24 protein-coding genes are annotated in these 22316 nt (G+C 60.3%); 5 read left to right on the top strand and 19 right to left on the bottom strand.

What is annotated here, in order from left to right; translation table 11 throughout:
- Nucleotides 1–16: 16 nt before the first annotated feature.
- The 6 genes from ACXYMO_RS10830 to ACXYMO_RS10805 form a co-directional block, all read right to left on the bottom strand.
- The gene (locus ACXYMO_RS10830; protein ID WP_458878707.1) at nucleotides 17–1255 is read right to left on the bottom strand and encodes an aspartate kinase; all 1239 of its coding nucleotides are present in this window, start codon (nucleotides 1253–1255) and stop codon (nucleotides 17–19) included.
- Between the two features lie 128 nt (nucleotides 1256–1383).
- Nucleotides 1384–2028: an SDR family NAD(P)-dependent oxidoreductase gene (locus tag ACXYMO_RS10825; RefSeq protein WP_458878706.1), complete on the bottom strand. Its 645-nt coding sequence runs from the start codon at nucleotides 2026–2028 to the stop codon at nucleotides 1384–1386.
- Nucleotides 2029–2031: 3 nt separating this feature from the next.
- The gene (locus ACXYMO_RS10820) at nucleotides 2032–2469 is read right to left on the bottom strand and encodes a DUF1178 family protein (protein ID WP_458878705.1); all 438 of its coding nucleotides are present in this window, start codon (nucleotides 2467–2469) and stop codon (nucleotides 2032–2034) included.
- Nucleotides 2470–2536: 67 nt separating this feature from the next.
- The gene (locus ACXYMO_RS10815; protein ID WP_458878704.1) at nucleotides 2537–2998 is read right to left on the bottom strand and encodes an NUDIX hydrolase; all 462 of its coding nucleotides are present in this window, start codon (nucleotides 2996–2998) and stop codon (nucleotides 2537–2539) included.
- Nucleotides 2999–3135: 137 nt separating this feature from the next.
- Nucleotides 3136–3909, bottom strand: a complete 774-nt coding sequence (locus ACXYMO_RS10810; protein ID WP_458878703.1) for an EcsC family protein — start codon at nucleotides 3907–3909, stop codon at nucleotides 3136–3138.
- 33 nt (nucleotides 3910–3942) lie between these two features.
- The gene (locus tag ACXYMO_RS10805) at nucleotides 3943–4440 is read right to left on the bottom strand and encodes a GNAT family N-acetyltransferase (RefSeq protein ID WP_458878702.1); all 498 of its coding nucleotides are present in this window, start codon (nucleotides 4438–4440) and stop codon (nucleotides 3943–3945) included.
- Between the two features lie 81 nt (nucleotides 4441–4521).
- Between ACXYMO_RS10805 and ACXYMO_RS10800 the strand changes: the two genes are divergently transcribed.
- The gene (locus ACXYMO_RS10800; protein ID WP_458878701.1) at nucleotides 4522–5130 is read left to right on the top strand and encodes a flavin reductase family protein; all 609 of its coding nucleotides are present in this window, start codon (nucleotides 4522–4524) and stop codon (nucleotides 5128–5130) included.
- 12 nt (nucleotides 5131–5142) lie between these two features.
- On the opposite strand, the gene ACXYMO_RS10795 is transcribed toward ACXYMO_RS10800, so the two are convergent.
- Nucleotides 5143–6771, bottom strand: coding sequence for a SulP family inorganic anion transporter (locus ACXYMO_RS10795; protein ID WP_458878700.1), 1629 nt, complete (start codon nucleotides 6769–6771; stop codon nucleotides 5143–5145).
- 183 nt (nucleotides 6772–6954) lie between these two features.
- Here ACXYMO_RS10795 and ACXYMO_RS10790 point away from each other — a divergent pair, with 183 nt between their 5' ends.
- On the top strand, nucleotides 6955–7827 hold the full coding sequence (locus ACXYMO_RS10790) for an S-methyl-5'-thioadenosine phosphorylase (RefSeq protein WP_458878699.1): 873 nt from the start codon (nucleotides 6955–6957) through the stop codon (nucleotides 7825–7827).
- Between the two features lie 33 nt (nucleotides 7828–7860).
- On the opposite strand, the gene ACXYMO_RS10785 is transcribed toward ACXYMO_RS10790, so the two are convergent.
- Nucleotides 7861–8607, bottom strand: a complete 747-nt coding sequence (locus ACXYMO_RS10785) for a hypothetical protein (RefSeq protein WP_458878698.1) — start codon at nucleotides 8605–8607, stop codon at nucleotides 7861–7863.
- 361 nt (nucleotides 8608–8968) lie between these two features.
- On the opposite strand from ACXYMO_RS10785, the gene ACXYMO_RS10780 reads away from it, so the two are divergent.
- A complete protein-coding gene (locus tag ACXYMO_RS10780; RefSeq protein ID WP_458878697.1) occupies nucleotides 8969–9499 on the top strand; it encodes an adenine phosphoribosyltransferase in 531 nt (176 codons plus the stop codon).
- 3 nt (nucleotides 9500–9502) lie between these two features.
- On the opposite strand, the gene ACXYMO_RS10775 is transcribed toward ACXYMO_RS10780, so the two are convergent.
- The 11 genes from ACXYMO_RS10775 to coxB form a co-directional block, all read right to left on the bottom strand.
- The gene (locus ACXYMO_RS10775) at nucleotides 9503–10915 is read right to left on the bottom strand and encodes an FAD-binding oxidoreductase (RefSeq protein ID WP_458878696.1); all 1413 of its coding nucleotides are present in this window, start codon (nucleotides 10913–10915) and stop codon (nucleotides 9503–9505) included.
- Nucleotides 10916–10972: 57 nt separating this feature from the next.
- Nucleotides 10973–11803, bottom strand: a complete 831-nt coding sequence (locus tag ACXYMO_RS10770; RefSeq protein ID WP_458878695.1) for an MBL fold metallo-hydrolase — start codon at nucleotides 11801–11803, stop codon at nucleotides 10973–10975.
- 80 nt (nucleotides 11804–11883) lie between these two features.
- Complete coding sequence (locus ACXYMO_RS10765) at nucleotides 11884–12468, bottom strand: GNAT family N-acetyltransferase (RefSeq protein ID WP_458878694.1); 585 nt, start codon at nucleotides 12466–12468, stop codon at nucleotides 11884–11886.
- A 10-nt stretch (nucleotides 12469–12478) separates the two neighbouring features.
- Nucleotides 12479–13741: a M16 family metallopeptidase gene (locus tag ACXYMO_RS10760; protein ID WP_458878693.1), complete on the bottom strand. Its 1263-nt coding sequence runs from the start codon at nucleotides 13739–13741 to the stop codon at nucleotides 12479–12481.
- A complete protein-coding gene (gene thrC, locus ACXYMO_RS10755; RefSeq protein WP_458878692.1) occupies nucleotides 13738–15126 on the bottom strand; it encodes a threonine synthase in 1389 nt (462 codons plus the stop codon). The genes ACXYMO_RS10760 and thrC overlap by 4 nt, the downstream gene beginning before the upstream one ends.
- A 4-nt stretch (nucleotides 15127–15130) precedes the next feature.
- On the bottom strand, nucleotides 15131–15802 hold the full coding sequence (locus ACXYMO_RS10750) for an SURF1 family protein (protein WP_458878691.1): 672 nt from the start codon (nucleotides 15800–15802) through the stop codon (nucleotides 15131–15133).
- Between the two features lie 103 nt (nucleotides 15803–15905).
- Nucleotides 15906–16718 carry a cytochrome c oxidase subunit 3 gene (locus tag ACXYMO_RS10745; RefSeq protein WP_458878690.1) on the bottom strand — a complete coding sequence of 271 codons (813 nt, stop codon included), beginning with the start codon at nucleotides 16716–16718 and terminating at the stop codon, nucleotides 15906–15908.
- 24 nt (nucleotides 16719–16742) lie between these two features.
- Nucleotides 16743–17318 carry a cytochrome c oxidase assembly protein gene (locus ACXYMO_RS10740; protein ID WP_458878689.1) on the bottom strand — a complete coding sequence of 192 codons (576 nt, stop codon included), beginning with the start codon at nucleotides 17316–17318 and terminating at the stop codon, nucleotides 16743–16745.
- Nucleotides 17318–17479, bottom strand: coding sequence for a hypothetical protein (locus ACXYMO_RS10735; protein ID WP_458878688.1), 162 nt, complete (start codon nucleotides 17477–17479; stop codon nucleotides 17318–17320). The genes ACXYMO_RS10740 and ACXYMO_RS10735 overlap by 1 nt, the downstream gene beginning before the upstream one ends.
- Nucleotides 17476–18417, bottom strand: coding sequence for a heme o synthase (gene cyoE, locus ACXYMO_RS10730; RefSeq protein ID WP_458878687.1), 942 nt, complete (start codon nucleotides 18415–18417; stop codon nucleotides 17476–17478). The genes ACXYMO_RS10735 and cyoE overlap by 4 nt, the downstream gene beginning before the upstream one ends.
- 85 nt (nucleotides 18418–18502) lie before the next feature.
- Nucleotides 18503–19345, bottom strand: a complete 843-nt coding sequence (gene coxB / locus ACXYMO_RS10725; protein WP_458878686.1) for a cytochrome c oxidase subunit II — start codon at nucleotides 19343–19345, stop codon at nucleotides 18503–18505.
- A gap of 178 nt (nucleotides 19346–19523) precedes the next feature.
- Between coxB and tldD the strand changes: the two genes are divergently transcribed.
- Nucleotides 19524–20945: a metalloprotease TldD gene (gene tldD, locus ACXYMO_RS10720; RefSeq protein ID WP_458878685.1), complete on the top strand. Its 1422-nt coding sequence runs from the start codon at nucleotides 19524–19526 to the stop codon at nucleotides 20943–20945.
- 157 nt (nucleotides 20946–21102) lie between these two features.
- Nucleotides 21103–22248, top strand: coding sequence for a DNA-processing protein DprA (gene dprA, locus ACXYMO_RS10715; protein WP_458878684.1), 1146 nt, complete (start codon nucleotides 21103–21105; stop codon nucleotides 22246–22248).
- The last annotated feature ends 68 nt before the right edge of the window (nucleotides 22249–22316 follow it).

The raw sequence follows: 22316 nt of genomic DNA, 5'->3' as shown, positions 1-22316 counted from the left end.
CCCGGAGCATTCCTGCTCAGGCCGCCTTGTCCAGTTCAAACGCATCATGCAGGGCTTGCACCGCAAGTTCCATGTATTTCCGGTCGATCAGAACGGAAATTTTTATCTCGGAAGTTGTAATGACCTTGATGTTAATGCCTTCGTCCGACAGCACGCGGAACATTTTGGCGGCGACGCCCGTGTGACTGCGCATGCCGATGCCAACCACGGAAACCTTCGCCACATCCTTGTCGGCAATCAGTTCACCAAAATTCAGAACGCCCTGTTCCTTGGTTTCGGCCAGCGCAACCTCGGCGCGGGCGACCTGATCGGTGGGGCAGGAAAAGGTCATGTCGGTGCGCCCCTCTTCGCTGATGTTCTGAACGATCATGTCGACGTTCACGCCCGCATCCGACAGCGCAGTAAAGATGGTCGCGGCAATGCCGGGACGGTCCGCAACCGACAAAAGGGTCAGCTTGGCCTCGTCGCGGGAATAGGCCACACCGGCCACAACATTGGATTCCATGATATCCTCCTCATCGCAGACCAGTGTTCCTGCGTTGTCTGATTGTTCTTCGAAACTCGACAGCACCCTCAGCCGCACCCGGTACCGCATGGCCAGTTCGACCGAACGGGTCTGAAGCACCTTGGCGCCAAGGCTGGCCAGTTCCAGCATTTCTTCGAAGGCGATCTTGTCGAGCTTGCGCGCCTTGGAACAGATGCGCGGGTCGGTCGTGTAAACGCCGTCCACGTCGGTGTAGATGTCACAGCGTTCCGCCCCGAAAGCGGCAGCAAAGGCCACGGCGGTGGTGTCGGATCCGCCGCGCCCCAAGGTGGTGATCCGGCCCTCGGGGCTGACCCCCTGGAACCCGGCGACCACAGCCACGCGCATGCCTTCGCCGAATTTGGCCGTGATATTTTCGGTCGGGATCTCTTCGATCCGGGCCGAAGCGTGCGCACTGGTGGTGCGCACCGGCACCTGCCAGCCCTGCCAGCTGCGGGCCGGAACATCCATTTCCTGCAGGGTCAGGGCCATCAGGCCCGCCGTGATGTTTTCGCCGCTGGACACAACCGCGTCGTATTCGCGGGCATCAAACAGCGGCGAGGTTTCGTTGACCCAGCCAACCAATTCATTGGTTTTGCCCGACATGGCGGACACGATGACGATGACATCGTACCCCTTGGCAACCTCAACGCCGACACGTTTTGCCGCGCGTTTGATCCGGTCGAGCGTCGCAACCGAGGTGCCACCAAATTTCATCACCAGAACAGGCATGGTATTTCCTTCGTCCCAAAGACCGCGCCGGGTTTACGCGCGCCGCCGCCCAAGAGCAACTGGATTTCCAAGCCATGGAACAATGACACGGGGAGTGATGCAGATCGGGCCAATTCGGGACCACGCGGTCAGTAATCGTGCGTGCGCCCGTCCCAAGTCTCAAAACAGCCCGTCGTTTCCAGCGACAGGTCCGCAAACCGCGCTGTCAGCCCCTGCGCGGCAGTGCCCACATCGATATCGGCCGCACCGCCCCCCATATCGGTTTGCACCCACCCGGGATGATAGATGCCCACGGCAATGCCGTCGGCGCGCAGATCACTGGCCAAGTTACGCCCAAGGTTCAGGACTGCCGCCTTGGACGCACGGTAGATGTAGCTACCTCCGGGTGCGTGAGTGTCCGAGGCCATCTGCGAAGAAATGACTGCAATTTTTGGGGTTTTTGCCTGTTTCAGGTTCCCCAGCAGGCTCTGAACGGTCAGAAATACCCCGGTTACATTGACCGCAAAACTGTCCGCCCACATGTGCGGCGGATAGCCGGTCGCCAGCGGTTGCCCCTTGTCGAGGTAGACACCGGCGTTGCAGATCAAAAGATCGATTGGCTGCCCTGACAATTGACTGGTCAGACGATCAAACTGGTCCGGTTGGGACACATCAAGCGTGACATCGCAACTGCCGTCGCGCGCGGTTCCTGTCACGGTATGGCCTGCGTTTCGGTGGGTTTCGGCCAGGGCCGCGCCAATGCCGCGATTGGCGCCGGTGATGACAACTTGCATGTATCAGTTCGTCTTTCGGTTGGGCAGAAACGGAAGCGGTGCCACCGGCACGCCATCTTCGACCAGTTTGCGCGCCTCATCCAGCCGCGCCTCGCCATAGATGGCACGTTCCGGCGCGGTGCCTTCGTGCATTGCGCGGGCTTCCTTGCTGAAATTGCTGCCAACGTAATCGGCATTTTTTTCGATCTTGCGGCGAAATTCAACCAGTGCCTGCTCGGCAGGCGATGCCGGAGCACTCAGGGCACCCGCGTCGGACTTGGACGGTGTCGCATCGCGTGCGGCGCGGACCCGTGGCGTCATGATTGCCTTTTCGACCTTGTCACCACCGCAGACAGCGCAAACAACCATGCCCGATGCCGCAAGGCGATCAAAGGCATCGGCGGACTGGAACCAGCTGTCAAACGTGTGCCCTTCGGCACATTTCAGAGAGTATTGGATCATCTCATACTCGCGCAAGGTAACAGTTTTTAGATATCGCCAAGGGAACCAAGTTCAAGTGAAATCCGGCTCAGTGCAGCATACCCGGGTCGAAATCGCGCAACATCCGGGCAAGTTCAGGTTCCGCGACGCGCGCCGCGGCCTTACGCGGGGAAAACCATTTGCGGCGGCGCTGATCCTTTTCCGGGAAATCCGCGGCCAGTGACTGGACAAGCACAGGATAGACCATCGCCACGCAGGGAAGTTGCTGTTTCCCGTTTTCCATCGTCTTGAGGTATGAATAGAGCCCCAGACACCGATCCTGCGCCTTGCCTACGACGCCAGCCTCTTCCCAGGCTTCCTGCGCGGCGGCGGCGGCGGGGGTCTGTTTGTCCATCGGCCATCCTTTGGGAACGATCCAGCGACCGCTGCCGCGCGACGTGACCAGAAGGATTTTCAGTTTGCCCTGTTTCACGCGATAGCACAGCGCCGCAAACTGCGTGCGCACATCGCCCTTGCGTGACGTCCGCGTCCGAATGGGAAGCTGTTTCACCCTGCGCTGCGCGGTTTTGCGTTTTGTCTCTTTCAAGGAAGCGGACTGGCCAGCCATTGAAATATCATCTCATGTTTCGCGGAATGTTCCGACATCTGGTGTGTTCACACAACACCAACACAATATGATCCGCAATTCTATTCCAATTTTTTCCGCAGCCGCGATTCCAGCCGCTGGACAAGCTCATCATGGGGAACATCGGCATCAATTGCCAAACGGCGCAGCCCGAAATGCACATGTGCGATCTGCTGATAATAGCCGGTGTAGACGTAATTTGCCGTCGCGCCGGCAAACGCGCCCAGCACAGGAACCGTTTGTGCCGCCAGTTTCTGACCCAGAACCGTCGCCAGGCGCGGCGCGACCGTTGCGATCAGTTTCTGCATGGCCCCGCCAGTCAGGGTCATGCGAACGGACACAAACCCCAGATCGGCCCCATCGTCATCGGCCAATGGGCCGGCGGCGGAAAAGACGCGGATGCAATCGAATTGCACGCTTTCCTCGGAGGGATCGAACCCGTTTTCGGCTGCCGCGCCCTGAATGGACCGCAACAACAGCGTCGTTGTTGCCGGAAGTTCGACCAAGGCGGTCGGCAATCCGCCAAACCCGCCAGCGGCGCCCATTGCGGCGGAAACCGCAGTGTTTATCCATTCCTTCTGATCCGGGACATGTGTGCGCGAGTGTTGCGCCGCCTGCATCGCCAGGGTCAGAGCACGCTCGGTTGCATCGCCCAATCGGTCGCGGACAGAGCTTGGCAACCGGTCGATCAGGTTTTCTGCCTGCCCGCCCAAGGCGGTGAGCGCCTGCACCCCCAAACCGCTGGCGGCCTTGTACCGCGCGGCCAATTGGTCAAGTTCGCTGTCCAGATCGACAGGCTCAAGCGTTACAATGTCATTCACGTGAATCTCCTGCATCTTGTATCAAGATCGGGTCGCGCGAGGCTTTTTTCAATGTTCAGCCGGGGACCATTGGGTGACCATACCCTGCACGCCGGCCCAAGAGCCGGGAACAAGATCCTGCCCCAGAACCCGGTCGGGGTTGGTCGGCGGCGGCATTTCGACGTCATCGAGTTTTTCAAATCCGAAGCGCGAATAATAGGGGGCATCCCCCACCAGCATCACGCGCGCCCACCCCGCGGCCCGGGCGGCGGCCAGACCGTCGCGGATCAGCACCGCGCCAAGACCCTCGCCCTGATGCGTGGGGTGCACGGCCACCGGCCCCAGCAAAAGCGCCTCGGCCCCGCCGACGCGGACGGGCCAGAACCGGATCGCACCGGCCAGAATGCCCGTTTCGTCGCGTGCCACCAATGACAGCCCTTCGACGGGCGGAACACCGTCACGCAAACGATAAGAGGACAGCGCCTCGCGCCCCGGCGCGAAACACAAATCGAACAAGGCTTCGACCTCCCACCAGTCGTTTTTGGTTTCAGGCTTAAGCTCAATCACGATTTGCGCCAATTCTTGGGGTATCTGGTGGAATTCGCCCTAACACGGCGTTACGACTTGGGCAAATATCAGGAGAGAAGAATGTTCTACCGCCCGGAAGACGGCCACGGCCTGCCCCACAATCCGTTCAACGCCATTGTCACCCCCCGCCCCATCGGCTGGATTTCCAGCCGGGGATCGGACGGGTCGGACAATCTGGCGCCCTATTCGTTCTTCAACGCCATCGCCTATGTGCCGCCGCAGGTCATGTTTTCATCGACCAGCGCCAAACCCGATCGCGACGACACCAAGGACAGCGTCGCCAACATTCGCGAAACCGGCGTGTTCTGTGTGAACATCGTGGAGTACAGCGCGCGGGACGTGATGAACGTCACCTCCGAAATGCTGGGCAAAGAGGTGGATGAATTTGACCGCGCGGGCCTGACCAAGGTCGAATGCGAAACGATCAATTGCGCCCGCGTTGCCAACGCTCCGGCGGCACTTGAATGCAAGCTGACCGACATCATCACGTTGCCCGGTGAAAACAACCGTCTGGTTTTGGGCGAAGTGACCGGCGTGCATATGCGCGACGATTGCATCCGCGACGGGCGGTTCGACGTCACGACGTTCCAGCCGCTGGCCCGGTTGGGATACCGAGATTACACCCATGTCACGGACGTGTTCGAACTGGCCCGCCCCGACGAAAAGTGACGGTTTGGGCGGTCAGTGACCGCCCAGAATGCCCGTTCTGACCGTGTAATTGACGGCCAGTTCGTAATCAGGGTCATCGTCGCTGTCGACCATCAGGTGCCCGGCCTTGGTCAGCAGGGTGTGGCAGTCGCGGCTGAGGTGGCGCAGCACGATCTGCTTGCCCTCGGCCTCGTACTTCAGGGCCACGGCCTCGATCGCCTGCAGGGCGGACTGGTCCACAACGCGGCTGTCGGCAAAGTCGACGATCACTGCGTCGGGGTCATTCTTGGGATCAAACAATTCCACGAAGCCTTCGCTGGAGCCAAAGAACAGCGGCCCCTGCACACTGTAGACACGGGCGCCCTCGGGGGTGAAATGCGTATTCGCATGAATGCGGCGCGCATTATTCCAGGCATAGGCCAGCGCCGAGACGATCACACCGACAACCACCGCGACGGCAAGGTCCTCCATCACCGTCACGACGGTCACGAGAACCGTCACAAACGCATCGGTCAGCGGAACGCGGCGCAGGATGGTGAGCGAGTTCCAGGCAAAGGTCCCGATTACCACCATGAACATCACCCCGACCAGTGCGGCCAGCGGGATCAGTTCGATCACCGGAGCGGCAAACAGGATGAAAATCAGCAAGAACAGGGCCGCTGCGATCCCGGCGATACGGGTGCGCCCGCCCGATTTCACGTTGATCATCGACTGGCCGATCATTGCACAGCCGCCCATGCCGCCAAAGAACCCGGTCACGGTATTGGCCAGCCCCTGGGCAATGCATTCCTGGCTGGCGCCGCCCCGCTTGCCGGTCATTTCGCCGACAAGGTTCAGGGTCAAAAGGCTTTCGATCAGGCCAATCGCGGCAAGGATGACGGCATAGGGCAAAATGATCTCGAACGTTTCCCAGTTGAGCGGGACCATCGGCACGTGCCACGTGGGCAATCCGCCCTTGATCGAGGCCATGTCGCCAACACGCGGCACATCCAGCCCAAACCCGATCACGACCGCTGCAACGATGCCGATACCGGCAAGGGGGGCGGGAATAACCTTGGTAATGCGTGGGGTCAGCCAGATGATGGCCATGGTTGCCCCGACGAGGCCCAGCATCAGGAAAAGCGGCTGACCGGACAACCATTCGCCGCCCCCGGCGCCATGACCGGTGTTTTCAACGGTTCCGGGCACCTTGAACTGGGTCAGCTGGGCCAGGAAAATCACGATGGCCAGACCGTTCACAAAGCCAAGCATCACAGGGTGCGGCACAAGGCGGATGAATTTGCCCCACTGCATGACCCCGGCAATTATCTGCAAAATCCCCATCAAAACGACAGTGGCGAACAGGTATTCGACGCCGTGATCGGCGACCAGTGCAACCATGACCACGGCCAGCGCGCCGGTTGCGCCCGAGATCATGCCGGGGCGGCCACCGATCAACGCCGTGATCAGACCAACCAGAAAGGCCGCATAAAGCCCCACCAGCGGGTGAACCCCAGCAACAAAGGCAAAGGCCACCGCCTCGGGGACCAGCGCAAGGGCGACGGTCAACCCGGAAAGCAGCTCAATCCGCCAGCGGGCCGGCGTGAGCCCGGCGGTTGGGTTCAATTGCAGGTCGGGAATAGCGAGACGTTTGGCGAAAGACGCCAAAAGGGCCTTGTGCATGGAATGTCCTGAAAGTTTTCTTCGCGCGATGGCGGGTGACTAACGTATTGGCCACGGAAATACCAGAGACAGCTGTGTTTCGCGGCCATGCGCAACACGCACCAAGTCATATCCCCGAGAGGCGCTTGATTTTACCCAAACCGGCGGCCAGTCTGCGCCGCATTGGCAAAGGCAGGAAAGACCATGACAAAAACCAAAATCGCGGTGATTGGCGGATCGGGCATTTACGATATCGACGGGCTGGAAGAGGCCCAGTGGGTGTCGGTCGAAGGTCCATGGGGCGCGCCCAGCGATCAGTTGCTGACCGGGCATCTGAATGGTGTCGACATGGTGTTTCTGCCGCGCCACGGGCGGGGCCATGTGCATTCCCCGACCACGGTGCCATATCGGGCCAATATCGACGCCTTGAAACGGCTGGGCGCCACGGATGTGATCAGCGTCAGCGCCTGCGGGTCGTTCCGCGAACACATGGCGCCCGGCGATTTTGTCATTGTGGATCAATTCATTGACCGCACGTTTGCGCGCGAAAAATCGTTCTTTGGCACCGGGTGCGTCGGCCATGTCAGCATGGCGCACCCCACTTGCCCGCGACTGGGCGATGCCTGTGAAACCGCCGCCCGGGACGCCGGAATCACCGTGCATCGCGGCGGCACTTATCTGGCAATGGAGGGACCGCAGTTTTCAACCCTGGCCGAGTCGCGCATGTACCGCGAGTCCTGGGGCTGTGACGTGATCGGAATGACCAATATGCCCGAGGCCAAACTCGCCCGCGAGGCAGAGCTTTGTTATGCCAGTGTGGCCATGATCACCGATTATGACAGCTGGCACCCCGACCACGGCGAGGTGGACATCTCCCAGATCATCGCCACCCTGACCGGCAACGCGGACAAGGGGCGCGACATGGTCGCCCGCCTGCCCGACCTGCTGGGCGCTGACCGCGCGCCTTGCCCGCATGGATGCGACAGGGCGCTGGAATTCGCGATCCTGACAGCCCCCGATGCCCGCGACCCCGAAATGGTGGCCAAGCTAGACGCGGTTGCGGGACGCGTGATCTAGAAACGCGCCCCGTTCAGCCCTGCCACGCGTGTCTCAGGTGGGCAGCGGAACACGGTCGATGATCTCCAGCGACCGGCGCAGCTTTGCTGTCCAGGGCAGCGACCCACCTTCGCAGGATTTGCCGTTGGCGCGCTTCGCGACCTTGTTATACGGCACTTCGGCCTTCTTGAAGGTACTCGGCCCAACGAAATTCGAATGCTCGGCAAAAGCAACCGCGACGGTCCGCACACGGATGGTTCCGGAGTTATCCAGCACGGCCTTGTTCAGCGACATGCGAACTGTGCAAACCTTGTAGCCGTTGCTCAGATGCCAGGCCATGCGCTCCTCGCAATCGGGTTCGTTGAACGTATTGGCCTGCGCCAGGTTCTTGATCACCATCTCGCCGCCGGTAAACTTGCGCCCCGTTGACGGAACCTTGTCGGCGTCCAGCTCAATCATTACCTCATCGGACGGCTCCCCGGGGTCGCCCAGCATCCAGGCAACGATCTGGATCGATTTCACGTAGCTGGGAAAGTCTTCGCGCAACACGTTGTAATAAAGCGAGGTCTGCACCCCGCTCTCGGCCAGCCCCTGTGCCTTGAGTGAGCAGATCTCACTGATATTACCCTTGGGCGACACCGCCGCGATGCTGCCAGGCACCAACTGGCGGTCGCCGGTCCGGAAATCGGCCCGGTGATAGGCATAGATGTCGCCGTCCGACACGCCAGTCAGCCACGTATAGGCGAGAAGGCCGGAAAAGATCAAAAGCGCCGTGGCCATTATTCTCTTTGCATAAGGCATGTCACCCTCCCTCAGCGAGAACAGCAGCTGTCTTGGCCGCATGGATAGTGGGTTTCGGGGCATTGGGGCCGCTCGGGTTGCTGATCCTGGGCGAATACCCCCTGAGATGCAGCTAGAAAGACGGTGCACAGGAAAATGCGGAACATGTCGTATCTCCTAATTATTTAACTGAAATCAGAATCGTTCAATGACCGGTGTATTCCACGTTTTCCGGAAGAACGTCTGTGACCGGTTTCACACTGCCGACTTGCAGTTTGTGCACCTGTCTGGAAGGTATAAGCGGCATGCCCCGGACCGAGCCGGCGATGCGCCCGAAACCTGCCGACTGCCGCCCTGCGCCGCGCGTATTGAAAGGACGCCCATGAAAACCGTCAAGGACTACATCCGCACCATCGTCGATTTCCCGCACGAAGGGATCATGTTCCGCGACGTGACCACCCTGTTTGCCGATGCACGCGGCTTCCGCATGGCGATCGATCAGATGCTGCACCCCTATGCCGGGGCGCAGATCGACACGGTTGTCGGGCTTGAGGCGCGCGGTTTCATCCTGGGAGGGGCAATTGCGCACCAACTGTCCGTCGGGTTTGTTCCGATCCGCAAGAAAGGCAAACTGCCCGGCACCACCATTAGTCAGGATTACAAGCTGGAATATGGTGAAGCGATCGTTGAAATCCACGATGACGCGATCCAGCCCGGCGAAAAGATTCTGGTCGTCGATGATCTGCTGGCGACGGGCGGCACGGCAGCAGCCGGGATCAAGCTGATCGAACGGCTGGGCGGAGAAATCGTGTCCTGTGCCTTTGTCATCGATCTGCCCGATCTGGGCGGGCGCAAGGTTCTGGAAGACCTCGGAATGGACGTGCATGCGCTCTGTGCATTCGAGGGCGAATAACGCCTAACGCAGGATCGCCCCGGGGTTCATGATGCCCTTGGGGTCCATCGCAGATTTGATCGCGCGCATCATGGCCAGTTTCGTCGGATCGCCATAGCGTTCAAGGTCTTCGACCTTGAGCCGCCCGACCCCGTGCTCCGCGCTCATCGAACCGCCCATGTCAGCGACCAGATCGTAAATCGCGTTTTTGACCGCGCCGCGCACGTTGTCATATTCTCTGCGGTTGTGTCCCTGCTGGGGAAAGACGTTGTAATGCAGGTTGCCATCGCCAAGGTGACCAAAGCAGTTGATGCGAAAGGACCCGAACCCGGCAATAACCGATGGTGCGGTCTCGATGAACCGGGGCAATTCGCCCAAAGGCAGGGAAATATCGTGGCTCGAGACTGACCCGACCTTGCGGTTCGCTTCGGGAATCTGTTCGCGCACGGTCCAGAGTTCATTTGCCTGTGTCTCGGACTGGGCGATGACACCATCGCTGGCCAAACCGCGCTCCAGCGCATCCTCGAAAAGGGCGGCCAGCGCATCGGCCGGATCCAGCCCCCGGGCCAGACCGACATCGATCAGCACGCTCCATTCGGGCGGCTCGGCAAAGGGTTGACGAATGTCGGGCAACGTTTCCCTGAGAAAGTCAAAACCCTGCCGGTGCATCAGTTCAAAGGCGCTGATCCCCTCGCCCATGCGTTCCCGCGCCAGCGACAGCAGCTCAAGCGCCGCCTGGGGCGAGGGAACGACGATCAGCGCCGTGCCCTGCCCGGCCGGGATCGGCGCCAGTTTCAGCGCCGCAGCGGTGATGATCCCCAATGTGCCCTCGGCCCCGATCAACAGGTTGCGCAGATCATACCCCGTGTTGTCCTTGCGCAGGCGCGTCAATCCGTTCCAGATGCTGCCATCGGGCATGACCGCCTCAAGCCCCAGGCACAGATCGCGCGTATTGCCATAGCGCAGGACATTCACACCGCCTGCATTGGTCGAAAGGTTCCCACCGATCCGCGCGGATCCTTCCGAAGCGAGCGACAGCGGAAACAGCCGGTGATGATCCTGCGCGGCGGATTGGACATCCGCCAGAATCGCACCCGCCTCGGCGATCAGGACATTCTCCTGCGGGTAAACGGCGCGGATGGCGTTCATGCGCTCGAGCGATACGATCAACGGCAGCGGTCCGTCCGGGGCCAGCTGCCCACCGACAAGGCCCGTGCCGCCGCCATATGGCACGACGCCAACCCCAGCCGCACTGGCCGCCCGGACAAGTGTTGCGACCTCCCCGGTGTTGCGCGGCAGTGCCAACAAACCCGGCTGCCCCTGAAACCTTCCGCGCGGTTCCTCAAGATAGCGCGGCGCGGCATCGCTCAAGACACCGTCGGGGAGAAGGTCACGAAGTCGGGCGGCGAACTGCGCGTCTGCGGGGGTAAGTGTCATGGGCTCATAAATGCCCAATGGTCCCCCCTTGTGCAAGGCGGGAAACGGCGCGGTGCGTCAGGGCTGGGTCAGGTAACGGGGCCGCAGAACAACCACGGTCGGACGGGATGGCAAGCTGCGCAGCGACACTTCGATCGACGATGTGCCGGGACGCTGCACAAGAAATTCGCCCGATATGCCTTGCAGAAATTCCTCAAGCGCGAAGCCACTGAACCAGTGCATCGGGATCACGACTGAGGATTTCAGACGTTTGAGGACCTCGATCATTTCGGGCAAGGGCATGGTCGTCCCACCGTCAACCGCGGCCATGACCACATCCAGACGGCCAAGGGCGGCAAACTGCTCATCATTGGGAACGTGGTGAAGATGGCCCAGATGCCCGATGCACAGGCCTGCAACCTCGAACACGAAAATCGAATTCCCCCGATCCTCGACCCCGCCAAACCGGGACCGGATGTCAGTGGACACGTTGCGCACCAGGACCTCGCCCAAGTCGAGGTAGTGATCGATCCCTTCGCCAAACGCGCCCCACCCGGGCAGAACATGCGGGATGGCCGGATCGGGGACGGCGGTCCAATGGGTTTCATGCGCATGGTTCATCGTGACCACATCCGGGATCAGGTCGGCCGTGCCCAGAAAACCGGTGTAATCCGTCACAATGTTCAACCCGCCCTGCGTCTGAAGAAGAAAGCTGGCATGGGAAATGTAATGGAGACGCACCGTGTGATCCGGTAACGGGTCCTGCCACGCCGCCTTGTGCACAAAGGTCATCCCCGGCGCCGCATCGGCGATGGCGATACAGTGGCTTGGGCGCCGATCCTGCGCGGCCGCCAGGGCCGGCAGAAGGACAAGGATCAACGCCACACATCTGTGGATGAGGCGAACCATGACTGAATGATAAGGCGCGCGGGCTGTTTGTCAGCCAAAAATCGCGTTTATCCGCGCAAAGGCGTGAAAACCGCCCCGGTTCAGCCCGCTTCGGTCCGCCCGCGACGGTCACTGCGCAGGGACGCGTACAGAACATGGGTGCGCCACCGCCCGTCGATCTGAAGATAGGATTGCGCCACGCCTTCGTATTTGAAACCCGAACATTCCAGCAACCCGCGCGATGCCGCGTTTTCGGGAAGACAGGCGGCTTCGATCCGCGACAGATCCAACCGGGTAAAGGCATGGTGGACCACAGCGCCAATCGCCTCGCGCATGTAGCCCTGGCGGGCGAAAGGCCGACCGGTCCAATACCCCAGCGTGCCCGCCTGTGCCGGACCGCGCCGGATATTGTCGAGCGTGATCGCCCCGACCAGCGCCTCATCCGTGCGGCGGAACAGGAACAGCGGCACCGCAGACCCGCTGGAAACCGAGCGTTGCGCCCAATAGACGCGGTTGGTGAATGCCTTGCGCGACAAATGATCCTTGGCCCAGCTTGGTTCCCACCGGGTCAGAAACTCTTCGCTTTCGTGGCGCAACGACGACCATGCGCGATAGTCACCATGCGCTGGCGGGCGCAACGACAGCCTTTCGGTTTCGATTTTCAGCTTTCGTTTGGCCAGCAACATCAGGGCAGCATCAGGCGGCGCGCCTCTCCTGCAGCTCGGCCAGGGTCGGGGCGGCGTCAATCGGACCGTAAAGCGCCATGGCCGCCGGTGTCAGCGCCGCCATGGTTTCGGCAAACTCGCGCACATCGCCGGTGGTGACGGCGTCGATCCGCGAAATCGTGTCTTCTAGTGTCGGAACGGTGTCCCAGATCTGAACAAGACGTGCCAGACGCTCGGCCCGGTTCGACGGGCTTTCCAGGCCCATCAACATTCCCGCCTTCATCTGGGCGCGGGCGCGGGCCACCTCTTCGGGGCTCATGTCCGTGGCTGCGCGTTTCAGCTCGTCCACGGTGATCGCGGCCAGCTGTTCGATCTGATCCGCACTTGTGCCAGCATAGATCGTGGTCATGCCCGTGTCGTCATAGGCCCCGGTCTGGGCAAAGATCGAATAACACAGGCCGCGGTTTTCGCGGATTTCCTGAAACAACCGCGAAGACATGCCCCCGCCCAGTGCACTGGAATAGATCTGGGCGGTATAAATCTTGTCATCGCGATAGCCAGGGCTTTCCAGGGCCAGCGCGAAATGTGCCTGTTCCAATGGCTTTGCACGACGAATTTCGCCTCCGGTGAATTTGGCGACCGAAACTAGGCCGGACTGGATCGGTTCCAGGTAGCCGAACAATTTCTCGGCCGTTTTCACCAGCGCATCATGATCGACCGCCCCTGCCGCCGACAGGATCATCTGCCCCGGCCCGTAATGTTCCCTGACGAACCCGGCCAGATCATCGCGCGAAAAGGCGCTGACGCGTTCCGTGGGACCCAGAATGGTCCGACCCAATGCCTGGTTGCGATAGCTTTCTTCCTGCAGCCAGTCAAAGATCACATCGTCTGGCGTGTCATGCGCCTGACCGATTTCCTGCAGGATCACACCGCGTTCGATTTCAATCTCGGACGGATCAAAAACCGGATTCAGAACTATGTCTGCGATCACATCCAGCGCCAGCGGCACATCATTCTGCAACACCCGCGCATAATAGGCGGTCACCTCGCGGCTGGTATAGGCGTTGATATATCCGCCCACATCCTCAATCGCCTCGGCAATCTGCAAGGCCGAACGGCGCTTGGTTCCCTTGAATGCCATATGTTCAAGGAAATGCGCGATGCCGTTCTGTTCGGCCCGCTCGTGCCGCCCGCCGGCCGTCACCCAGATGCCAATAGACGCGGATTGGAGACCGGGCATATGTTCGCTGACGATGCGAAACCCGTTGGACAGTTGATCTTGTTGAACAGTCACTTGGCGATGTGCCCCTTGATAAAGCTTTTCAGCGCGTCGAGGTCGTTGGCGATCTGCGTGACGCGCTCGGGCTTGTCATACAGATCCGACATGTGTGGGGGAAGAGGCGGATGAATTCCGCTGGCCTCTTCCACTGCGGCGGGAAACTTGGCCGGATGGGCGGTGGCCAGCGTGATCATGGGTACCTTGGGATCGCGCATTTCATTCGCGACCTTCACGCCGACAGCCGAATGAGGGCAAAGAAGTTCGCCACTGTTCCTGAGAGTATCGGTGATCGTGGCAAGGGTTTCATCCTCGCTCGCACGGCCCGAATCAAAGTGATCCTGCAGGAACTGCAAAGCGCCCTGGCTGACGGTGAACCCGCCCTGTTTCAGTTCGTCCATCAACTGGGACACGGCGTTGCCATCGCGCCCATAGGCGTCAAACAGAACCCGCTCAAAGTTTGAGCTGACCTGAATATCCATCGACGGGCTGATGCTGGGTTGGGTCGGCCCCTTGTGATACCCCTGCCCCACAAGGCAGCGATGCACGATGTCATTCTGGTTGGTGGCGACCACAAGCCGATCAATCGGCAATCCCATCCCCTTGGCGATGTAGCCGGCAAAGATATCGCCGAAATTGCCCGTCGGCACCGTGAAGCTGACCTTGCGATGCGGCGCGCCCAGCGACACGGCAGAGGAAAAATAATAGACCACCTGCGCCAGCACTCGGGCAAAGTTGATCGAATTCACCCCGGCCAGTTTGACGCCGTCACGGAACTCGAAGTCATTGAACATGTCCTTGAGCGCGGCCTGGCAATCATCAAAGTCGCCATCGACGGCAAGGGCGTAAACATTCGATTCAGACGGGGTTGTCATCTGGCGGCGCTGCACCTCGCTCACCCGGCCATGCGGGTAAAGGATGAACACATCCACGTTGTCGAGCCCGCGGAATGCCTCGATTGCCGCCGACCCGGTATCGCCCGAGGTCGCCCCGACGATGGTGATCCGATCGCCCCGGCGCGCCAACGCGGCCTGGAACATCTGTCCAACCATCTGCATGGCAAAATCCTTGAACGCCAATGTCGGGCCATGAAACAGCTCCAGCAGGAAATGGTTCTGATCCAGCTGTACCAGCGGCGCCCGCGCGGCATGACCAAAACAGTCATAGGCCCGGTCGATGATGGCGCAGAATTCGTCATCGGTGAAGGTATCGCCGATAAAGGGGCGCATCACGCGAAAGGCGGTTTCTTCATAGCTGAGGCCGGACAGGGTTGCGATGTCGTCATGCGAGAACTGCGGCAGTGCGGCCGGAACGAACAGCCCGCCATCGCGCGCAAGACCGGTCAGCATGACCTCTTCAAAATTCAGTTCCGGAGACAGGCCCCGGGTCGAGATATATTTCATCGCTTCAGCCGATTTTTTGGGCGCGTGTACGCCACATGAAATAGGTGGTCATGCCCGCCCAGATAAGGGCAAGCGAAAACCAGGTGATCGCATATTGCAAGTGGTCATTGGGGATGCCCGCAGTATCAACCGGCAAGGGGGCGACCTGTTCATCCGTCTGCGAGGCCGCGATCAGAAGAACCGGTTCGGTATCAAGGGCACGGGCCATTGCATCGACGTCGCGCGCGAACCATGTGTTGGCCACCGGGTCCGGCGCCGGGGTATAACTGTCGGTTTCGCGCGGCCAGTGCAGGTTGCCTTCGATGCGGGCCGGGCCCAGCGCACGTACCGCATCCTTGCGGGTCTGGCGCGCAAACCCACGGTCCAAAAGAATACGGCGTCCGTCCTCGGTCAAGAACGGTGCGATGATGCGGTACCCTGCCCCGACCCGTTTCATCGACACGAGCACATGAAGTTCGCCCGGCAGTATCGTGCCCTCGACGATGACCGACAGGTAGCGGTCGGTTTCCGTAGTCGGCGTATCAGGGAGAGGCACCGGCTCTTCCTTGATCTTTTGCTCGATTTCACTCAACACCCCTTCTTTCCAGTCCAGGCGCTGCATCTGCCAGACGCCGAGCGCGACCAGAACGGCCGTTCCGGCAAGACCGAAAAACAGTAGGAATTTGATACGGTTCATCATCCGTGACCCTGAGAAAAGAAGAAGGCGCACATCCCGATGAGATGTGCGCCATGCTTCTTAGTGTGCCTGAGCGGCTTTTTGAACCGCAAAACGGCGCAGCTTACATGCCCGCTGTACCCCAGAGGTACACAGCGAAGAACAGGAACAGCCAAACAACGTCAACGAAGTGCCAATACCAGGCGGCCGCCTCGAACCCGACATGCTGTTCAGGGGTAAAGTCACCGCGCATCGCGCGGATCAGACAGACGATCAGAAAGATCGTCCCGATCACGACGTGGAACCCGTGGAAACCGGTGGCCATGAAGAAGTTCGAGTAGAACTGATCGCCACCGAATTCCCAGCCCTCGTGCAGGATCAGTTCACGGTACTCGTAAGCCTGAAGGAAGGTGAACGCGATGCCCAGAATGATGCCGATGGCCAGACCCTGAACCAGCGCTTTGCGGTCGTTGTTGTGGACCAGAGCGTGGTGCGCCCAAGTCACGGCACAGCCTGACAGCAGCAGGATCAGAGTGTTGATCAGCGGCAGGTGGAAAGGATCAACGACGTGGATCTCTGGCGGCACGTATTCGGTGCCGGCGTATTCGGCCATCGGATAAATGGCATGTTTGAAGAACGACCAGAACCAGGCGAAGAAGAACATCACTTCGGACATGATGAACAGGATAAAGCCATAGCGCAGGCCGATCCGCACCACAGGGGTGTGATCGCCGATGTGGCTTTCTTTCACCACTTCGGACCACCAGCCGAACATGGTGTAGAGCACGCCCAGCAGGCCCGCCCAGAATACGTATGCGGTCGAGTCGTGCATCCACAGCACGGCGCCGAACAGCATGACAAAGGCAAAGATCGACCCCAGCAGCGGATAAACCGAAGGGCTCAGAATGTGATAGTCGTGGTTTTTAGCGTGCGCCATGTCAGTGTCCCTCACCTTGCGGCATTAGTTCAGGTTTGTTTTCTCGCCACCGTCAAGGGCGGCATAGCCCTCGGGCAGGTCGATTTCGTAAAAAGTATAGCTCAGCGTGATTGCATGCACGTACTTTGCGTCCATGTCATTCACGATTTCCGGGTCAACGTAGAACGTCACCGGCATCTGGACGGTTTCACCCGGTTCCAGCACCTGTTCTTCGAAACAGAAACACTGGATTTTGGTGAAATAGCCACCAGCCTCATACGGGAAAACGTTATAGGCGGCGGAACCGGCGATCGGGCGGTCCGTCGGGTTATGCGCTTCGTAAAAGGCCAGACCGGTTTCGCCGATCTTCAGTTCCATCGTCCGTTCGACCGGCTTGAAGGTCCAGGGCATGTCCCGCTCAAGTGACGCGTCAAAGCGGATCTTGATGGTCTTGTCCAGAATCTGTTCCGAACCAGCCTCGGCCACGGCTGGCACCCCGCCAAAGCCCGTGACCTTGCAGAACCAGTTATAAAACGGGACCGACGCCCAAGCCAGGCCGCCCATGACAACAACGACGCCAACAAGTTGAACAACGGTTTTACCGGGGCCCGAAATCGCCATCAGTTCTGAACCTCGCCTCGCGGCGGTTCAAAACCGCCGTTTGTTACCTTGACGACAGTCAGGCCAAACACGATCGAAATGAAAGCGACCAGGACAATGGCAACGCCCAAGTTTCGGCCAAACCGCCGATGATGCAATTCGTGGGTCGGCTTCAGACTCATACCCAGCCCCCCAATGCGTAGGGTTTCAACAGCGACTCAGCCAGAATGGCGCCGAAGTGCAGGAACAGATAAAGCAGCGAGAGCTTGAAGAAACCGCGCTCAACCGCGAAATTATCCGCTTCCGAGTCGTCTTCGTTCCGGCGCCAGATGCGTAGCGCACCCAACAGGAACATCGCATTCAGGATCACGGCAACGGTCAGATAGATCGGACCGCCGATACCGGTAAACCCGGCGCCGATGGCCAGAGCCGCCAGCAGGATCGTGTAGATCAGGATATGTGCCCGGGTGGCGCGGCGCCCGTGGGTGACCGTCAGCATCGGCACGCCGGCATCGTCGTAATCCGAGCGCATGAACAGCGCCAGCGCCCAGAAGTGCGGCGGCGTCCACATGAAGATGATTGCGAACATCAACCAGGGTTCAATCGCCATCGACCCGGTGGCCGCAACCCAGCCGACCAGCGGAGGAAACGCGCCTGCGGCCCCGCCGATGACGATGTTCTGCGGTGTCGACCGCTTGAGCCACATGGAATAGATGACGACATAAAAGAAGATCGTGAATGCCAGCAGCGCACCGGCCAGGATATTCGTCGCCAGCGCCAGCATGACAACCGCCATTCCCGACAGCGCAACGCCAAGCGCCATTGCCTCGCCCGGCTGTACCTTGCCAGACGGGATGGGCCGGTTGCGGGTGCGGCGCATGACGCGGTCGATATCTGCGTCCCACCACATGTTCAATGCACCGGATGCACCGCCACCGATGGCGATGAACAGAATTGCGCAGAACCCGATCATTGGATGAACCGGAACGGGGGCCGCCATCAGACCGACAAAGGCCGTGAAGACAACAAGGGACATGACGCGCGGCTTGAGCAGGGCAAAATAGTCGCCAAAAGACGCCTCGTTTTCCTGCACGCCGCTTGAATAGCTGATGTCGCTCATCCGGTTTCCTTTGACATCAGGGCCGCGTTTTTAAGCGCCCTGTGCGAAAACGTGGTGCGCAAAAGGGCGCGCCACGATGGTCCGTTCAGTCGGCTGCCGCCACGGTGAGGGCCTGCGGCGTGCCGGCATATTCTTCGATCGCGCCCTGCAGCCATTCCTCATAGGCGGCTTCGCTGACCACTTTGACGGTGATCGGCATATAGGCGTGATCCTTGCCACAAAGTTCGGAACACTGGCCGAAATAGATGCCTTCCTTATCGGCGGCGAACCACAGCTCGGCCAGACGGCCAGGCACGGCGTCCTGCTTTACGCCAAAGGACGGGATGGTCCAGGAATGGATCACGTCCGCGCCGGTGACCTGCATAACGATAGTCTTGCCAACCGGAACGACAACCGCGGTGTCGGTGGCCAGCAGATATTCATCCTCGGAGTAGCCGTATTCAGCCAGGTCCTCTTTTTCCAGCTTGTAGCTGTCAAAAGCGAAGTCGTGATCGACATATTCATAGCCCCAGTACCACTGGTATCCGGTCACCTTGATGGTGATGTCGCCTTCGGGAATTTCCTGCTGTTTGAACAGAACGGGCAGCGAGAACGCGCCGATCAGCACCAGGATGAAGATCGGAATGATAGTCCATGCCACTTCGATCGGGGTGTTGTGGGTAAAGGTGGCCGCCTTGGGGTTGGCCCGGCTGTTGAACCGCACGATTGCATAGATCAGCAGAGCGGTCACGAACACGCAGATCGCGGTGATGATGACCAGAATCAGCCCATCAAGCCATTGCAGATCATGCGCCAACTCGCTGGCAGCCTGTTGGAAGCCCATTGCACCGTTGGTCGGTTTGCCGATGGATTCAAGCCCGTCCTGCGCCATTACTGGCAGGGCCGAAAGGGCGGTAAAAAGCCCAGAAAGCGTCAAAGCAGTCTTCATGTCATGTCCTGATCGGTTGATCGATTTTGTCGTTGCTGACTGGCGGTTCACGAAAAACACACCGGCCCCGTTGTCTTTGCTGCACGTAGAAATCATATTCCGTCTGTCAGATAAAGCCATCTGCTTGCGTCAAACGGACGCTTTTTTTGATTTAGATCAATATATGAGGTCCGACTGCATGTCCGCCACCCCTTTCAGACCGTTAGAAACCGTGCTTCCGCGGGATGAGGCGCTGTCTCAGCTGCGCGATGCGACTTTGGGGGCGGATGATGGCGAATTGTTCATGGAACGCCGCAAATCCGAATCCCTGCTGTTCGATGACGGGCGCCTCAAGAACGCCAGCTATGATTCGTCCGAAGGATTCGGCCTGCGCGCGGTTCGCGGCGAAGTAGCCGGATATGCCCATTCAACGGAAATGAGCATGTCGGCCCTGAGACGGGCGAGCGAAACCGCCCGGCTGGCTGTCGGGAACGGCGGCGGCACGCTGGCCGATCCGCCGCAACCGACGAACATGCGCCTTTATTCCGACGAAGATCCGATTTCTGGCGTCGCCTTCCCGGTCAAGATCGACACGCTGCGCGAAATCGATGCTTTTGCCCGCGATCTGGACAATCGCGTGGTGCAGGTGTCTGCGATGCTGGCCGCTTCGTTGCAGGAAATCGAGATTTTGCGCCCCGATGGCGTGTCGGTCCGTGATGTGCGCCCGATGACGCGGGTGAACGTATCGGTCATCGTCGAACAGGACGGGCGACGCGAAACCGGAAGCATGGGCGGCGGTGGCCGTGTGATGCTGAACGGGCTGATCGATCCGGCCGACTGGCAGGAAAAGGTCCGCGAAGCGCTGCGAATTGCGCTCGTCAACCTCGAGGCCGTTCCCGCCCCCGCGGGCGTCATGGAGGTTGCTTTGGGGCCGGGCTGGCCCGGTATTCTGCTGCACGAGGCGGTTGGTCACGGATTGGAAGGCGATTTCAACCGCAAGGGCGCCAGCGCCTTTGCCGGGCTGATGGGCCAGCGTGTCGCCGCAAAGGGGGTCACGGTTCTGGATGACGGCACGATCCCGGATCGGCGCGGATCGATCAACGTGGATGACGAAGGCACCCCGTCGCGGCGCAATGTCCTGATCGAAGACGGTATTCTGGTCGGCTATATGCAGGACCGTCAGAATGCGCGTCTCATGGGCGTTGATCCCACCGGGAACGGGCGGCGACAGAGCTATGCTCATAAACCGATGCCGCGCATGACCAACACCTATATGCTGGGCGGTGATGCCGATCCGGCCGATCTGGTGGCCGATATCAAGGACGGGATTTACGCCGTGGGCTTTGGCGGCGGACAGGTCGACATCACCAATGGCAAGTTCGTCTTTTCCTGCACCGAGGCCTATCGCGTCCACAACGGCAAGGTCGGCGCACCGGTCAAGGGCGCAACGCTGATCGGCGATGGCGCAACGGCGCTCAAACATATCCGCGCTCTTGGCAATGACATGAAACTAGACCCCGGCATCGGCAATTGCGGAAAAGAGGGGCAATGGGTGCCTGTGGGCGTCGGCCAGCCAACGGTTTTGATGGACGGTTTGACGGTTGGCGGATCAGCTGTTTGATGCAATCCGGGCGTTGAGAGAAAAATTATCATTCAAAAACAGAGTCCTGCCCATAAATACGCGAATTTTCATTCAACTCGGTGAAAATCTTCGCGGCTTTACGGCCTGTTAACCTTGCTGCGTCTACACCTGTAACTGCAAACAGGCGGAGCAACGGATGGCCGAGGAAATACATTCTTCCACTCACCCCCCACTCCCACCCACCACGGAAGAGGATCGGTATTCGTGGCTTCGTCTTTTGCGCTCGCGCAGGGTTGGTGTGGCGACATTTCATCGCCTGCTGGCCGAGCACGGGTCAGCGCAGAATGCGCTGATTGCGTTGCCCGAAGTGGCGCGCGCTGCCGGTGTCACAGGGTATGAAATATGCCCTGCCGGTGTGATCGATGCCGAAATCAAGGCCGCAAAAGCCGCAAAAGCGCGGCTTTTGTGCCTTGGGGCGCCTGACTATCCCACTCATCTTGCCGAAATTGCCGATGCGCCGCCGTTGTTATGGGCGGTTGGCGATGTTGAGTTTCTGAACCGTCCGATCATCGCGCTGGTGGGCGCGCGCAACGCGTCTTCCCTTGGAACGCGCATGGCCCGTGGCCTGGCTCATGATCTGGGCGCGCAGGGCTTTGTCGTGGCCTCGGGGCTTGCCCGTGGCGTTGACACGGCGTCCCATGTTGCGGCGCTGGAAACAGGCACGGTTGCCGTGATGGCCGGTGGGGTGGACGTTATATATCCTGCCGAAAACACCCATCTGGCCGGTGACATCGCCGCGCGTGGGGTCATCATCTCGGAACAGGCCATGAGGCTGACACCGCAGGCCCGCCATTTCCCCCGGCGCAACAGGATCATATCGGGGCTGGCGCAGGCGGTCGTGGTTGTCGAGGCCGCCGCAAAGTCAGGTAGCCTGATCACCGCCCGCGATGCGCTAGACCAGGGCCGCGACGTTCTGGCCGTGCCCGGCCATCCCTTTGACGCCCGCGCCTCGGGGTGCAATATGCTGATCCGTGACGGGGCGCAGCTTGTCCGGAACGCCGAGGACGTGATCGCGGCCATCGGCACGCAGGACCCTGTTACCGCGCAACCCGATTTGCTGACCGATCTGCCGCCGCCCCCGCCGGAAAAGCGCAATCTGCGCGAGACGGTCCAATTGCATCAGAAAATCCTGGATCGGCTGGGGCCTGCCCCCGTCGCCGAAGATCAGCTGATCCGCGATCTGTCCCTGCCGGTCGACCACGTCAGCCCGGCGTTGGTGGATCTGGAACTGGATGGCAAGATCGAACGCCAGTCCGGCGGGTTACTGTCGCGCATCGCCTGAAGATCCATCCGACCCCGTCAGGCGCGCGCCCCTGTGCCGGCCTCGCGTGGCCTGCGCATTTTACTGGC

Source organism: Arenibacterium sp. CAU 1754, from assembly GCF_054482635.1.
This window is presented reverse-complemented; position numbering and strand designations above follow the sequence as displayed.